The sequence below is a fragment of the Bradyrhizobium macuxiense genome (assembly GCF_007993935.1).
GTDB lineage: Bacteria > Pseudomonadota > Alphaproteobacteria > Rhizobiales > Xanthobacteraceae > Bradyrhizobium > Bradyrhizobium macuxiense_A.
In genome coordinates this window covers 106,318-119,647 of record NZ_VITY01000017.1, presented here as the reverse complement: position 1 = coordinate 119,647, position 13,330 = coordinate 106,318, and the positions used below count along the sequence as shown (strand labels likewise).

Below are 13,330 nucleotides of genomic sequence, written 5' to 3'. Positions count from 1 at the left end.
GACGAGTGCTTCAATCATGACTCCGCCCACCCGTCTGCCGCTGCCACCGAGCCTCTATGCCGACACCGCGGTCGAGGCGACGCCGACGCCTCCGCTGACGTCAGACAAGAGCGTGCCGGTCGCGATCATCGGCGGCGGCTTCACCGGCCTGTCGACCGCGCTGCATCTCGCCGAGCAGGGCGTGCCCGCGACCGTGCTGGAGGCGCAGGAGCCGGGCTGGGGCGCGTCCGGCAACAATGGCGGGCAGACCAATCCCGGGCTGAAGCACGATCCCGACCAGATCGAGCAGGATTTCGGCGCCGAACTCGGCCGCCGCATGATCGCATTCTCCTACGGCACCACCAACTTCACCCATGATCTGATCCGCCGCTATCAGATTCCCTGCGAGGCGCGGCAGAACGGCACGCTGCGCGCCGCCTACAACGAGGCGAGCGCCGCGGCGATCGAGACCACGGCCAAGCAGTGCATCCGGCGCGGCATGCCGGTCAAGCTGCTCAACGCCGCCGAGCTGCGCGAGATGACCGGCAGCGACCGTTACCTCTGCGCCATGCTCGATGCGCGCGGCGGCGATTTGCATCCGCTGAGCTATGCGCGTGGGCTGGCGCGCGCGGCGATCGGCGCCGGCGTTGCCGTCCACGGCGAGACGCCGGCGCTGTCGTTGCGCCGCGACGGCGGCCGCTGGCGGATCGAAACCCCGCGTGCAATCGTGCACGCCGACAAGGTACTGCTCGCGACCAACGGCTTTACCGATGATCTCTGGCCTGCGCTCCGCCGCACCATCGTGCCGGTGTTCTCGTCGATCGCGGCGACCGCGCCGCTGTCCGACGAGGTTGCGCGTTCGATCATGCCAACGCGTCCGGTGCTCTACGAGAGCGGCCATATCACGGTCTATTACCGCATCGACCAGCACAATCGGCTCTTGATGGGAGGTCGCGGCCCGATGCGCTGGATCAGCAAGCCGGCCGACGTCGCCTATCTGATCCGCTACGCCGAACGGCTGTGGCCGCAGCTCAAGGGCGTCAACTGGACCCATGGCTGGAACAGCCGTCTCGCCATCACCGCCGATCACTATCCGCATGTCCATGAGCCAGCGGAGAATTTTCTGATCTCGCTCGGTTGCAACGGCCGCGGCGTCGCGCTCTCGACCGCGATGGGCGCGCAACTCGCCCGCCGCCTGATCGGCGGCGCGAAGGCGGAGATCGACATGCCCGTGACCGGCATCAAGCCGATCCCGATGCACGCCTTCTGGCGGGTCGGCGTCACCACGGCGGTGCTGACCGGGCGGGTGCGGGACAAGCTCGGGGTGTAGGCGATCGAAACCGGGGAGTGCTCGATCGGCGCGATGACCCCGCAGCTGGCTTCTCAGGCCTTACGCCGCCTTCGGAAACAACGGCCGGAAAAACGACCGATCATAGCGCGTGAAGCAGCCGGTCTCCTTGGCGAAAGCTATTGCTTTCTGCACGTCCGGATCGGCGGCGGAATCCTTCCGATATTGCTCGTAGGCGGCGAGGCTCGGAAAGCTGAACATCGCCAACGCGACGTCGCTCGCGCCTTCCGATGGCAGGAAGTAGCCGTGATGGATACCGCCAAACCGCGGCAGCAGCTCAAGCCACATGGCAGCATAGGCTTCGAAGTCGGCGAGCTTGCCCAGCCTGATCTCATAACGCAGGTAGCAGGTAATCATTCTGCGGTGCTCCAACCCATCGTTGACCGAGGCTTCCCACTATAGCGCAGCGATGGATTCGTGCCATGGGTACGATCGGCACCCGGCTTTCCCTGCGCCCTCTGTTTGAGGAGCGGCGAAACAAGAGGCAAGACTCGGACAGTTCGTGTCGCGAGAATGCAGATGTTTGACTAACCAACCGTGCAACATTCTCGATGTCGTCCCGGCCTAGTGCGCAATTGCGCACGGGGGGCCGGGACCCATAACCACCGATGCTCATTGTTGCGCGACGCCGTGGCCGCAGCCTTCTTCAACAACACACCCCTGTGGTTATGGGTCCCGGCCTGCGCCGGGACGACAAGGTGGGTGATGCGCGACATCGGCTTCAAGCACAACGGTCTCCGCGCCGCGACCCCGCTTCACTCCGCCGCCGGCCACCACGGATACTGGCTCGGCATGTCCTGCGAGACCTTGCCCGGAAAGGCGGGTTTGCGCTTTTCGATGAAGGACTGCACACCCTCGCGCACGTCGGCGTGGCCGCCGCGCTCGACCGACATCGGCTTGTCGATCGCGAGCAGTTCGAACGGGTCGGGTGCGCCGGCGAAGCGCCAGAGCATCTGGCGGGTCAGCGCGACCGACACCGCCGAGGTCTCCGCCGTCATCTCGTGGGCGATCTGCCGCGCCCGCTTGAGCAGGGCGTCGGGCTCGACCACCTCGCTGACGAGGCCGCCGGCCTGCGCCTCGTCCGCATCGAAGGTGCGGCCGGACAGGCACCAGCGCAGCGACTGCGGCAGGCCGACGAGCTTCGGCAAGAACCAAGCGCTGCCGGCCTCCGGCACCAGCCCGCGGCGCGCAAAGATGAAGCCGATCTTGGCGCCGCGAGACGCGATGCGGATATCCATCGGCAGCGTCATGGTGATGCCGACGCCGACCGCAGCGCCGTTGATCGCGGCGATCGATGGCTTCCGGCAGTTGAAAATCGCCTCGACGAAGCGGCCGCTGCGCTGGCCGGCGCTTGCGAACACGCCGGCGCCGTGGCTGCCGGAGGTGTCGAAGCTGTTGGCGCCGCCGGAGACGTCGGCGCCGGCGCAGAACGCACGGCCCGCGCCGGTGACGATGATGGCGCGGACATTGTCGTCCTCGTCGGCGCGCTGGAACGCATCGGCGATCTCCGCGCCCATCGTGCCGGTGTAAGCGTTGAGCTTATCGGGGCGGTTGAGCGTGACGATCATCAGGGGGCCGTCGATGTCGCATGTGATCTGTTGGTAGTTCATGACGGCCCTCCCGAGATTGTTGTTGTTATGCGCGCGTCGTGACCTTCTCACCGCTCAGCGATTGCATCGCTCCACGGATGAAACGGCTCGGTGGCGCCGCTGTTTGTTGTGCCGTCGCGCAGCACGATGCTGGGGCAAGCGAACTTCTTCGGCTGGGTCTGGATGCGTGCCTCCTCATAGTCGAAGCGGCCGCGCAGCGCCTCACGCACGGCTTGCGGGAGGCGGACATCGCCGATTACGACCGCGCCCTCGCTGGCGTCGATGCGTGGCTGATGGATCGCGGCGTCGAGATCCATGCCGAAATCCATCACGAAGGAGATGAGCTGCGACACCGCGGGCAGGATGCGGCGGCCGCCGGATGCGCCGGCGGCGAGACGGCGGCCATCGGCCGCTTCCGCGACCACGGGCGTGTAGTTGGTCAGGCAGCGCTTGCCGGGCGCGAGCGAGTTCGGATTGCCCTGCACCGGATCGAACCACATGATGCCGTTGTTCATGGTCAGTCCAGTGTTCGGCGTCACGAATTTGGAGCCGAAGGTCGACAGCAGGGTCTGTGTCACCGCAGCCATGTTGCCGTCGCGGTCGACCGCGGAGAAATGCGTGGTGCAGCTTGGCGCGATCGCCTCCGTGCCGAGCGCGCGGCGGCCGTCGACGTCGCCCATGTCCTTGAGGCGCTCGCGATACGCCGCTTGCAGCGCCTCGGCATAGGCCGCGTAAGCCGCCGCATCCGGTCCGCCTTGCGCCGGCGCGAGCGCCTTCTGCAGGAGACCGAGCGTGCGCGCCATGGTGGGCCCGGCGGTCAGTTCCGGCGTCGCGTAGACCGTGCCGCCGCGATAGGGAATTTTCAGCGGCTCGCGCAGATGAGCGCGGAAGGCGGCGAGATCGTGCACCGACAACGCGCCGCCGGCGGCCTGGATGTCGTCGGCGATGCTGCGCGCCAGATCGCCCTCGTAGAAGTCGCGCGGACCCGCCGCGGCAAGCTGCGCCATCGTCGCCTTCAATGCGTCCTGCGGCATGCGGACCACCGAGCGGATGCCCCATTGCGCGTTCGGCGGCAGGCCATCCTGCAGATAGGCTGCGGCGCTGGCCGGATAGCGCCGCAGATCGGCGGCGGAGCTAGCGATCATGTCGGTGGTCCACCAATCGACCAGCAGGCCCTCGCCGGCGAGCTTGACGCTCGGCGCCAGCAGATCCCCCCAGGGCATTCTGGCGTGGCGGCGATGCGCCTCTTCCATGCCGGCGACGACGCCGGGCACGGCGATCGAGCCGGGGCCGTGCAGGTTGCGGTCGTCCTTGACGCGGGCCCACGGGAACAGGTCGGAGGCCGCGCCGCCGGTCAGCGGATAATCCTCCAGGCGGAGGCCGTCGGGCGCGCGCATGCCGTAGTCGATCACCTCGACGCGGTTCTCCTTGGCGCGATACAGCACCATCGCGCCGCCGCCGCCTGCGCCGCTCATCCACGGCTCCAGCACGCCAAGGGCAAAGGTGGTTGCGATCACGGCGTCGACGCAATCGCCGCCCGCTGCCAAGACCTCCGCGCCGACCTCGGCCGCCTTGCGCGATTGCGCCGCGACGATGCCACCCTTGGCGCTGACGGCTGGCTTGCGGATCACTTGCGAGTTGGAGAACTGGTCAGACATGGCGTTGCTTTCGCTGTTCTTGTTGCGGGTGGGGCACGTTGGCGTAGCATGTCAGGCATGGCACTGTCAGTGCAACAACAAGAACCAATTTCAGGGAGCGGAAAATGAGCGGTGTGAAGCGCGAACGGGACGGCAAGGTCGGCATCCTGACGCTGAACGATCCGGCCAGCCTGAACGCGATGACGCCGGAACTGCTCGGCGATCTCGCGCGCGCGGTCGGCGAGATGGGTGTCGACCCCGGTATTCGCGCACTGGTCCTGACCGGGGAGGGGCGCGGCTTCTGCTCCGGGCAGAATCTGAAGGCGTTCAACTCGCTCGGCGACAACATCTATGTCGGCGTGATGAAGCACTATTGGCCGGCGCTGCAGGCCTTGCGCGAGTGCCGGATGCCGGTGGTGGTCGCGGTCAACGGCGTCGCGGCCGGCGGCGGCTTCAGCCTTGCGATGTCCGGCGACATCATCCTGACCGCGCGCTCAGCGAGCTTCATCCAGGTGTTCAGCCGGATCGGCCTGGTGCCCGACCTCGGCTCGACCTGGCTGCTGCCGCGCCTGATCGGGCGCCAGCGCGCGCTCGACCTGATGCTGCTGAACGAGCCGCTGTCGGCCGAACGGGCCAAGGAGTGGGGATTGGTGCGCGACGTCGTCGACGACGCGAAGCTGCTCGACGAGGCAAAAGTGCTCGCCGGTCGCCTCGCCGATGGCCCGACGCGGGCGCTGGTCGCGACACGGCAGCTGCTCGAGGAGAGCGAGCACGCGAGCTACGCCGAGCAGTTCCGCCGCGAGATCGAGCTGCAGTCGATCATCCGCGAAAGCGCCGACGCACAGGAAGGCCGCAATGCCTTCGTCGAGAAGCGCAAGGCCCAGTTCACGGGGCGCTAGAGTTTGGCCGCGCCGATACTACCCGATCGCAATCGCGATCTTGCCGAAATGCGCGCCGCTCGCCATGTGAGCGAACGCGTCCTTGACCTCATCGAACGCGAACACCTTGTCGATCACGGGCTTGACGCCGTGCATGCTGATGCCGTCGCACAGCGCCTGCAGATCCTCGATCGAGCCGACGGTGACGCCCTGCAGCCGCTGCTGCTGCATCACCATCAGCGGCAGCCGCGAGTCGGACGAGGCAGGACCTGCGAGCACGCCGATGAAGGCGATGGTGCCGCCAATTCGTGTTGCGCGGATCGACTCGTTCAACGTGCCGACGCCGCCGACCTCGACCACGAGATCGACGCCGCGCCCGGTCAGCTCGCGCGCCTTCTTGCCCCAGTCGGGCGTGGTCTTGTAGTTCAGCGTGACATCGGCGCCGAGCTGTTTCAGCCGCGCGATCTTGGCGTCGCTGGAAGAGGTGGCGATGACGCGGGCACCGCACATCTTGGCGAATTGCAGCGCGAACAGCGAGACGCCGCCGGTGCCCTGGGTCAGCACCGTCTGTCCCGGCTTGATGTCGCCGAGCTTGACCACCGCGCTCCACGCCGTGAGGCCGGCGCATGGCAGCGCCGCAGACTCGATGTCGCTGAGATGGTCCGGCGTGCGCACCAGCGCGTGCGCCGGGAAGACCCGGTACTCGGTCAGCACGCCGTCGACGCTGCCGCCGAGTGCTGCGCGCATCCGCGCCTCGCTCGGCTCGCCGCCGAGCCAGCTTTCGAAGAAGCTGCCGGTCACACGATCGCCGGGTGCGAAACTTCTTACTCCGGGGCCGACCGACTCGACCACGCCGGCGCCGTCGGAGACCGGTACCAGCGGAAATTTCTGCCGCGAGCCGTAGCCGCCCTTGACCGTGAGCAGGTCGCGATAGTTCAGCGTCGCCGCCTTCAGCCGCACCAGCACTTCGCCGTGGCCGGCCTGCGGAACCGGCTTGTCGACCAGCGCAAGCGCGTCGACGCCGCCGGGGCCTTGCAACTCATAGCATTTCACGGGACGTCTCCTGGATGTTTTTGTCCTGGGCAGCGGTTCCGGCGCTGCCGCACCTGCACCGAGCATATGTCATGGCTGCCGCGGGTGGCCATAGCGCGGTGCCCACGCCCGAACAACTTGGCGCTGCCGAAGATTACCGCCAATCTGTGCCGTTGATGAAGTGACCGGGCGGAGGTGACCATGGCTGCCTTGCTTGAGACGAAACGCGATCCGATCGCCACGCTCGCACGCAGCGTGGTCCGCGTGCTGCTCGCCGCTGCGTTGACTTGTTGCGGTATCGTGATAGCGGCCGCCGACGACAGCCTCTACCGTGCGCAGACCGTCGTCACCGGCCAGGGCGAGCCGAACCGCATCATCGGCTTCGGTGCATGTCTGGAGGACGTCCTGATCAAGGTTTCCGGCCAGCCGATGCTGGCAAGCGACCGCCGTCTCGCAGGCTACAAATCCAGGGCGAAGGAGTTCGTCAGCAGTTTCGACTATCACGACCAATATGCCGGCAAGCCGCATCATGACGAGCAGGGCACCCGCGACCGGCCCTACGACCTGACGGTGGCGTTCGACGAGACCAAGATCGACGGCATTCTCGGCAAGCTCGGGCTCAGGCCGTGGCGATCGCAGCGCCCGGTGCTCGGCGTCTTCGTCGAGATGCAGCACGGTCCGAAGGACACCATCGTGACATCAGACGGGACGCAGTCCGATTTGCAGCGCGATGCACTCGCGGCTGCGGCCGGCAAGCGCGGCATGCGCTTCGTGCTGCCGGATACGGCCGCGTTGACGCGCGCCAGCGTCACGGCCGCGGAGCTCCTGAAGGTGCCGCCCGCAAAGCTGAGTTCGATCGTGGCGCCGCAGGGCGGCGAGGCCATTCTGATCGGACGGCTGCTCTGGGATGACAACGATCTCGGCTGGGCCACGCAATGGCGGACGGCCTGGCACGGCCGGGACTACAAATGGCAGTTCCGCGGCGTCACCTTCGATGAAGCCTTCCGCCGCGGTATCGGCGGCGCCGCGCAGGTGCTGTCCGGCAATGGCGATCCGGGGCGATCGAAATGAGCCGCGCGGTCTAGCCGGCGTAACCAAGCGTCTGCGACGGGTATTCCCCGAACATCGCGCGGTAATACTGCGAGAAACGTCCGAGCTCGATGAAGCCCTGTTCGATCGCAACCTTGGAAACGGTGGTCTGCTCCGGCCGGCTTTCGCGCAGGATCGAACGGATCATGCAAAGCCGCTTGTAGCGCAGGAACGTCACCGGGCCGACGCCGAACACCTCGTGGAAGGCGCGGTGCAGGCTGCGCCGCGACAGCCGAAGCTCGGTGCAGATTTCCGAGACATGGACCGGACGGGCGCCCGCGGCGTGCAGGTAGTCCTCGACGTCGCGCACCAGCTTCATCGCCGACGGCAGATAGCTGGTTCCGTCCGGCGGCAGCGACGTGACAACCGTCGCGGTCACGCAGTCGATGATCGCGCGCTTCCAGAATTCGGCCGACGCCTCCGACAGCGCGTCCGGATACTGGGCGAGATGCGCGATGATCTGCGGCAGCCGGTCGGCGGCGCTCATGCCGATGGCGGGGTCGGCACGAAAGTGGTTCTTGGCCTGCCATGCTTCGGCATCGGCGAGCCGCGGCTCGCCGCCGAACAGGTCGGGAAGATCGGCCATGTCGAAGCGGATCGCCGCATAGGAGGAGGCCTTGTGAAAGACCCCGTCATGCTCGACCGATGGAGGGATCACCAGCACGTCGGCCGGCTGCATGTCGAATGCCCAATGCGTGACCCGATCCGTCGCGTTCAGCAGCATTCCGATGATCAATTTTGGATCGGTCGAGATGCGCTGGGTCCGGACCCCGACATTGAAGGCGCCGATGCTGAGCGAAAAATCGCCGATCCCGACATGGGACAAGGTGCCGCGCAGCTTGCCGCGCTCGAGCTGCATGACTTCGACATGCGAGCCTTTGACGGCGTCGTGAAGTCCCTCGAAGCCGTCAAGCTCGCCGGTGTGAACCGACAGGTGCTTGCCCATATCCACGCGTCCCACGGCTGAATCGTGAATGGGATTCTTGCCGGTTTTGCTCGGGAAGGCAACGCGGACGACAGCGCGGAATTGAAGGGGCGGGGACGCTGTTTTGGCAGACCGCGCGCACCTTCGGGGCGGGACTGGCACAAAGTGCATATCGCCCGCTGCACGGTGGGCAATCGTTTGATCTTAAAGCGAAATGCGCAGCTTCTGGCAGCGGCGCGCCGGCGGTCAGGCCGCCATCAAGTGCTCGAGCGCAACCGCTTGCTCGCGGGTCTGGAATGCAATGGCGGTGTGCGTGAAACCGGTCGAGGCCTGGGTCTGCGCGATGTGATTGAGCACCTCGTTGCCCTTGACCACATGAAGGTCCATGCCGGGGCCGGCCGGGAAAATGCCGAGCACGACGTCATAGGCATCGACGATGGCCTTCAAGGCGCCGCCCTTGTCTTCCGATGCGTCGATGAAGATACGAACATCCGCGGCGATACTACGAAGTTCGTCAAAGTCGATCACTGGAAGTCTCCCATACGCAACGCACTGATCGATCCTAGCTACAACTTGCTTACTGAAACATAAATTACGCCCGGTTCCCTCGCGCACTCACCGCCACGTGACGCGTATTTCGAGCTGCGCGCTCGCCGTCTCGTCGGCCTACCGCTTTCAGGCGCCGCTCGGCGGCCTCCGTTTCGCAATCCGCTTGACCGGTGCGTGCGCCGGCACGGCATCTCCGGACTGGTCGGCCATGTGAGGAATGCGGTGCTCGATGTGATCGACGACACTGAAGAAAGCATCGAGCATCCTGGCGTCGAGGCCGGCCGTGAGGTTGCTGTGCCGGCGCAGGATTTCGTCGAGGCTGCGGTCGAGCAGCGCCACGCCCTGAGCCGTCAGGCGGATCTCGGTCCGGTTCCGGGCACTGCCCCTGACCGGGGTCAGTTCGATCAGACCCTTTTTCTTCAGCGAGGTCGTCTCGCGGCTGACGACGGCCTTGTCGAGCTGCGCATTGGTCCAGATGTCGTAGGCGCTTGCGGGCTCGTGCTCCCTGAGGAAGGACAGCACCCGCCATTCCGCGAGCGACACGCCATAGGCCTGCGGGAAGAACGCGTTGGCGTTGGCGCGGAGCTTTGCGACCAGGCTCGACAGCACCGTCGGCACGTAACGCTCGAAATCGATCACCAGTTCGGAGCGGGCGTCCTCTTGCGGGGCGCGACGCGGGGCAGTCGCCTTGGTTCGGCTTGTGGCAGTCCGGCTTTTCATTCTTTTACGAGCTGAGAGCGGGCGATCAAGACCAGGACCGCCGCGAGGAGGAGGACGCCTGTTACCACGAGGAACCCGATGGTGAAACTGCCCGAGGCGTCCTTGGCGCGTCCGATCACGATCGGGATTGTCGCGCCTCCGATGCTGCCGATCATGCCGACCAGGCCGATCGCGCCCGGCGCGCTCTGCCGCGACATGTAGGATTGCGGGATGGTCCAGAACACGGCCTGCGTGCCGTAGACGCCGACATTGGCGACCATGAACCCGATGATGATCCAGATGGGCGATGTCGAGAAGGCGGCGATGGCAAAGCCCGCGGCGGCGATCACGAAAGTCGTCGCCGCATAATAGAAACGCTCGCCGACATGATCAGAGTGCCGCGACAGCGCGATCATGCCGATCAGGCCGGCGATCGGCGGGATCGCGGTGACGAAGCCGACCTGTGAATTCGGCAGGCCGAACGACTTGATGATCTGCGGCAGCCAGGGGAACAGCGACGCCAGCCCGCAGAACAGGCCGAAATTGCACAGGCCGAACAGCAGCACCATCGGCTTGGTGATGGTCCTGAGCACGCCCTCGGCATGCACCACCCCGGTTGCCTTGGCGTCACGCTCCAGCGCGCCGGTCAGCCAGTTGCGCTGCGCCGTCGACAGCCATTTCGCCTGCTGCGGGCGGTCGGTCAGATAGAAGATGCCGACGATCCCCAGGATGATGGGCGGCACGCCTTCGAGGATGAACAGCCATTTCCATCCGGAGATGCCGAACGTTCCATTCAGCTCGAGGATGGCGCCGGAGATCAGCGAGGCGAAGATATAGGAGATCGGCACCGCATAATTGAACATCGCATTGTAGCGGGCGCGGTAGCTGAACGGAAACCAGAGGCTGAGCAGCAGCATGACGCCGGGAAACAGGCCGGACTCGGCAAAGCCGAGGAAGCCGCGGAATGCGTAGAGGCTGAGCGGGCCCTGCGTGAAGGCCATCAGCACCGTGGCGATGCCCCACAGGATTGCGATCCGCGTCAGCGTGATGCGGGCGCCGTACTTGCTGAGGATCAGATTGCTCGGAATCTCGAAGATCGAGTAGGTGAAGTACATGATGCCGACCGCGATGCCGAACATCTCGGCATTGAGCCCGAGCTCCTTGTTCATCTGCAGCGCGGCAAAGGAGATGTTGCCGCGGTCGAGAATGGCGAGAAAGTACATCGCCATCACGAACCACATCAGGCGCAGCGCAACCTTGCGGATCGTGATGCGTTCGATCTCTGCATCAGCGGTCGTTATCGCCGCCTTGTCCATCACGACTTCGGTCATCCCAGTTTCCCCCGATTTTTGGTTTTCTCGTTGGTTGGATTATGCGGGCAGGCAGACTTCCAGCCTGTCGCCTGCCGCGCGGACCGGATAGGTCTGAATGTCGATCTCGACCGGGCTTGACAGTGCCTCACCGGTCCGGATGTCGAAGCGGCCCATATGCAGCGGGCATTCGATCTCGCAGCCGTCCAGCATGCCGTCGGACAGCAGCGCCTCCGCATGGGTGCAGATATTGCTCGTGGCGTAATATTCATTGCCGACGCGATAGAGCGCGATGTGATGATGGCCGATCTCGATGCCGTACGGCTCGCCTTCGCTCAGCGCGCTGAGTGCGGCCGCGTCGTGCCAGGTTCCCTGATCCGTCATGTGTTCTCTCAGATGCTGTAGAAATCGAGCACGGTCGGAACCCGGTCGTTGACCAGCGTGATGACCTTGCGCGCGATCTTCCAGGTGTCGCCTTCACGTCTCAGGGTGTGCTGATAGCGCCCGTGACGCAGATGCTCCTTGGCGACGCGCGGGTCGTAGACGTGAATCGAGAACACCGAGTGACAAATGATTTCGTCAGGGCCGGTCTCGGAGGCTTCGAGGTTCGAGATCTGATGTACGGTGCGCGGCAGCGGCAGCGCGGTGATCGATTTGCGCGACTCGATGCGCGCGATCCGCTCCTCCAGCCCGCGCCGTGCATCGTGATAGAGCAGCGAGACCTGCGTGTTGGGGTCATTGGTGGTCGTGTATTCGTCGAGCCATGCCGGCACCCAATAGACGGCATCCTCACTGTACATCGCGACCCAATCGGCCCATTCACCGGTGTCGAGCAGGCGGGCCTCGCGGTAGATGGTAGCGGCAGCGATCGCGTGGACATCTGCTTGTTCGATTGCGCTGCCAGCCATCACACCGTCTCCCCCGCAGCGCGCTGCAACAGCCTGCGCCATTCGCGATAGCCGGGGTGGAAATTGGTCTCGCCGCCGAAGCTCGGGGGGCCGAACGACCATTCGGACGGGGTTACGCCGAGCTCGCGCGTATGCGCGCTCTCGCCGCGGCCGACGTCCGCGACGCCGCGCAGATAGCCTTGCGTCGGCGCTGCGGTGGTCGCCTCATAGCCGGTCTGGCAGAATTCATACATGACGTTGTCGTCGGAGCTCGCGAGCCCCGAGGCGTTGAAGAAGTCCTCGTAGTTGCGAATGCGCATCGTCCGTGCCGCGGCGCTTTCGCCGACCGGTGCCAGGCAATGCGACACCATCTCGGTCTTGTCCGGCGCCAACGGCCGCCAGGTCCGCACCTGCGCCGACAGGATGTCGATGACCTGCAGGTTCGGAAAGATCGTGAGGTTGCGTTGCCGAAGCATCCACTTGGCGCGGGTGCTGCCGACGCGCTGACGCACGGCATCGAGGCGCGCCGGATCCATGCCGAGCGGACGGCCATAGAGCTGCGTGCGCTTGATCGACCAGTTGACGGCGTGGCCATGGTCGAAGCTGAAGCTGCCTTGCCCTTCCTGCTCGCCCTCCGGCTCCGCGGTAAAGCCCGCGTCCGGTCCGGCGGTCGTGTTGCGCTTCTTCAGGATGTCGACGTAGGAGCTGTGGGTGGTTGCGAAATGATAGTAGTCGAGGCCGTTCTCGAACTGCAGCTTCCAGTTGGCGTCGAACGTGTAGGTGCTGGCGCCGGGCACGAATTCGACTTCACCGCTGTCACTCTGATCGATGATGAGGTCGAGGAAGGCGCGGGTGTCGCCGAGAAAATCCTCCAGCTGCGGAACGTCGGCCGAGAGGCTCGCGAACAGGAAGCCGCGATACGAGCCGAGCCGTGCGACCGGGAGCAGATCGTGGTTCTGGTTGGAGAACGACGGCGGATACTGTCCGCTCGCTTCCTCCGTCACCGAGATGTTGCGGCCGCTCGAATCGTAGGCCCAGCCGTGATAGCGGCAGACGTGAAACTTCTGACGGCCCTGCTTGAAGGGGCAGACGATCGTTCCGCGATGCCGGCAGGTGTTGAGGAACGCACCGACCTTGCCCTCGGCGCTTCGCATCACGAGAATCGGATGCCGGCCGATATGGGTGGTGACGAAGTCGTTGGGGCGGGCGATTTGGGATTCGAGGCCGACGAAATTCCACGTGGCCTCGAAGATATGGCGCAGCTCGGCGTCGAACACCTCGGGATCGGTGAAGATCCGGCGATCGACTTCGAAGATGCATTCGCTGGGCCGGTCGTCAATCAGCCGGGAAATCTCCCGCAGCCGAGCCGCGTGGTTCTGCGAAGCAGCGTTCATCACGTCCTCCCTTC

Annotated in this window: 14 protein-coding genes; 3 read left to right on the top strand and 11 right to left on the bottom strand. The window is 65.5% G+C overall.

Features of this window, described 5'->3' with window-relative positions:
- The first annotated feature begins 16 nt into the window (after window positions 1–16).
- Window positions 17–1,309, top strand: coding sequence for an NAD(P)/FAD-dependent oxidoreductase (locus FBZ93_RS34460; protein ID WP_146991867.1), 1,293 nt, complete (start codon window positions 17–19; stop codon window positions 1,307–1,309).
- A gap of 60 nt (window positions 1,310–1,369) precedes the next feature.
- Here the strand turns inward: FBZ93_RS34460 and FBZ93_RS34455 are convergent, their stop codons facing one another.
- The 3 genes from FBZ93_RS34455 to FBZ93_RS34445 all read right to left on the bottom strand — a co-directional run bounded on the left by FBZ93_RS34455 (window position 1,370) and on the right by FBZ93_RS34445 (window position 4,574).
- Entirely contained in the window at window positions 1,370–1,684 is a 315-nt protein-coding gene (locus tag FBZ93_RS34455) for an NIPSNAP family protein (RefSeq protein ID WP_146991866.1), read from the bottom strand.
- Between the two features lie 398 nt (window positions 1,685–2,082).
- A complete protein-coding gene (locus FBZ93_RS34450) occupies window positions 2,083–2,937 on the bottom strand; it encodes an enoyl-CoA hydratase-related protein (RefSeq protein WP_146991865.1) in 855 nt (284 codons plus the stop codon).
- A 47-nt stretch (window positions 2,938–2,984) separates the two neighbouring features.
- Window positions 2,985–4,574: a gamma-glutamyltransferase gene (locus tag FBZ93_RS34445; RefSeq protein ID WP_146991864.1), complete on the bottom strand. Its 1,590-nt coding sequence runs from the start codon at window positions 4,572–4,574 to the stop codon at window positions 2,985–2,987.
- A gap of 104 nt (window positions 4,575–4,678) precedes the next feature.
- Between FBZ93_RS34445 and FBZ93_RS34440 the strand changes: the two genes are divergently transcribed.
- The gene (locus FBZ93_RS34440) at window positions 4,679–5,452 is read left to right on the top strand and encodes an enoyl-CoA hydratase-related protein (protein WP_146991863.1); all 774 of its coding nucleotides are present in this window, start codon (window positions 4,679–4,681) and stop codon (window positions 5,450–5,452) included.
- A gap of 18 nt (window positions 5,453–5,470) precedes the next feature.
- On the opposite strand, the gene FBZ93_RS34435 is transcribed toward FBZ93_RS34440, so the two are convergent.
- Entirely contained in the window at window positions 5,471–6,484 is a 1,014-nt protein-coding gene (locus FBZ93_RS34435) for a zinc-dependent alcohol dehydrogenase family protein (protein ID WP_146991862.1), read from the bottom strand.
- A gap of 180 nt (window positions 6,485–6,664) precedes the next feature.
- Between FBZ93_RS34435 and FBZ93_RS34430 the strand changes: the two genes are divergently transcribed.
- On the top strand, window positions 6,665–7,534 hold the full coding sequence (locus FBZ93_RS34430; protein WP_146991861.1) for a DUF2066 domain-containing protein: 870 nt from the start codon (window positions 6,665–6,667) through the stop codon (window positions 7,532–7,534).
- Window positions 7,535–7,544: 10 nt separating this feature from the next.
- Here the strand turns inward: FBZ93_RS34430 and FBZ93_RS34425 are convergent, their stop codons facing one another.
- The 7 genes from FBZ93_RS34425 to FBZ93_RS34395 all read right to left on the bottom strand — a co-directional run bounded on the left by FBZ93_RS34425 (window position 7,545) and on the right by FBZ93_RS34395 (window position 13,316).
- On the bottom strand, window positions 7,545–8,498 hold the full coding sequence (locus tag FBZ93_RS34425; RefSeq protein WP_146991936.1) for a helix-turn-helix domain-containing protein: 954 nt from the start codon (window positions 8,496–8,498) through the stop codon (window positions 7,545–7,547).
- Window positions 8,499–8,723: 225 nt separating this feature from the next.
- Window positions 8,724–9,005 (bottom strand): hypothetical protein, encoded by a 282-nt coding sequence (locus tag FBZ93_RS34420; protein WP_074127324.1) that lies wholly within the window; start codon window positions 9,003–9,005, stop codon window positions 8,724–8,726.
- Between the two features lie 147 nt (window positions 9,006–9,152).
- Window positions 9,153–9,746 (bottom strand): MarR family winged helix-turn-helix transcriptional regulator, encoded by a 594-nt coding sequence (locus FBZ93_RS34415; protein WP_146991860.1) that lies wholly within the window; start codon window positions 9,744–9,746, stop codon window positions 9,153–9,155.
- On the bottom strand, window positions 9,743–11,056 hold the full coding sequence (locus tag FBZ93_RS34410; RefSeq protein WP_146991859.1) for an MFS transporter: 1,314 nt from the start codon (window positions 11,054–11,056) through the stop codon (window positions 9,743–9,745). Before FBZ93_RS34410 ends, FBZ93_RS34415 begins: the two co-directional genes overlap by 4 nt.
- Window positions 11,057–11,095: 39 nt before the next feature.
- Window positions 11,096–11,419: a non-heme iron oxygenase ferredoxin subunit gene (locus tag FBZ93_RS34405; protein ID WP_146991858.1), complete on the bottom strand. Its 324-nt coding sequence runs from the start codon at window positions 11,417–11,419 to the stop codon at window positions 11,096–11,098.
- A gap of 8 nt (window positions 11,420–11,427) precedes the next feature.
- A complete protein-coding gene (locus FBZ93_RS34400; protein WP_146991857.1) occupies window positions 11,428–11,943 on the bottom strand; it encodes an aromatic-ring-hydroxylating dioxygenase subunit beta in 516 nt (171 codons plus the stop codon).
- Window positions 11,943–13,316: an aromatic ring-hydroxylating oxygenase subunit alpha gene (locus tag FBZ93_RS34395; protein ID WP_146991856.1), complete on the bottom strand. Its 1,374-nt coding sequence runs from the start codon at window positions 13,314–13,316 to the stop codon at window positions 11,943–11,945. The genes FBZ93_RS34400 and FBZ93_RS34395 overlap by 1 nt, the downstream gene beginning before the upstream one ends.
- Between the last annotated feature and the right edge of the window lie 14 nt (window positions 13,317–13,330).

Excerpts from the sequence above, each read along its gene's own strand:
- FBZ93_RS34460 (WP_146991867.1), top strand. The coding sequence starts at position 17 with ATGACTCCGCCCACCCGTCTGCCGCTGCCACCGAGCCTCTATGCCGAC.
- FBZ93_RS34455 (WP_146991866.1), bottom strand. The coding sequence starts at position 1,684 with ATGATTACCTGCTACCTGCGTTATGAGATCAGGCTGGGCAAGCTCGCC.
- FBZ93_RS34450 (WP_146991865.1), bottom strand. The coding sequence starts at position 2,937 with ATGAACTACCAACAGATCACATGCGACATCGACGGCCCCCTGATGATC.
- FBZ93_RS34445 (WP_146991864.1), bottom strand. The coding sequence starts at position 4,574 with ATGTCTGACCAGTTCTCCAACTCGCAAGTGATCCGCAAGCCAGCCGTC.
- FBZ93_RS34440 (WP_146991863.1), top strand. The coding sequence starts at position 4,679 with ATGAGCGGTGTGAAGCGCGAACGGGACGGCAAGGTCGGCATCCTGACG.
- FBZ93_RS34430 (WP_146991861.1), top strand. The coding sequence starts at position 6,665 with ATGGCTGCCTTGCTTGAGACGAAACGCGATCCGATCGCCACGCTCGCA.
- FBZ93_RS34425 (WP_146991936.1), bottom strand. The coding sequence starts at position 8,498 with ATGGGCAAGCACCTGTCGGTTCACACCGGCGAGCTTGACGGCTTCGAG.
- FBZ93_RS34415 (WP_146991860.1), bottom strand. The coding sequence starts at position 9,746 with ATGAAAAGCCGGACTGCCACAAGCCGAACCAAGGCGACTGCCCCGCGT.
- FBZ93_RS34410 (WP_146991859.1), bottom strand. The coding sequence starts at position 11,056 with ATGACCGAAGTCGTGATGGACAAGGCGGCGATAACGACCGCTGATGCA.
- FBZ93_RS34405 (WP_146991858.1), bottom strand. The coding sequence starts at position 11,419 with ATGACGGATCAGGGAACCTGGCACGACGCGGCCGCACTCAGCGCGCTG.
- FBZ93_RS34400 (WP_146991857.1), bottom strand. The coding sequence starts at position 11,943 with ATGGCTGGCAGCGCAATCGAACAAGCAGATGTCCACGCGATCGCTGCC.
- FBZ93_RS34395 (WP_146991856.1), bottom strand. The coding sequence starts at position 13,316 with ATGAACGCTGCTTCGCAGAACCACGCGGCTCGGCTGCGGGAGATTTCC.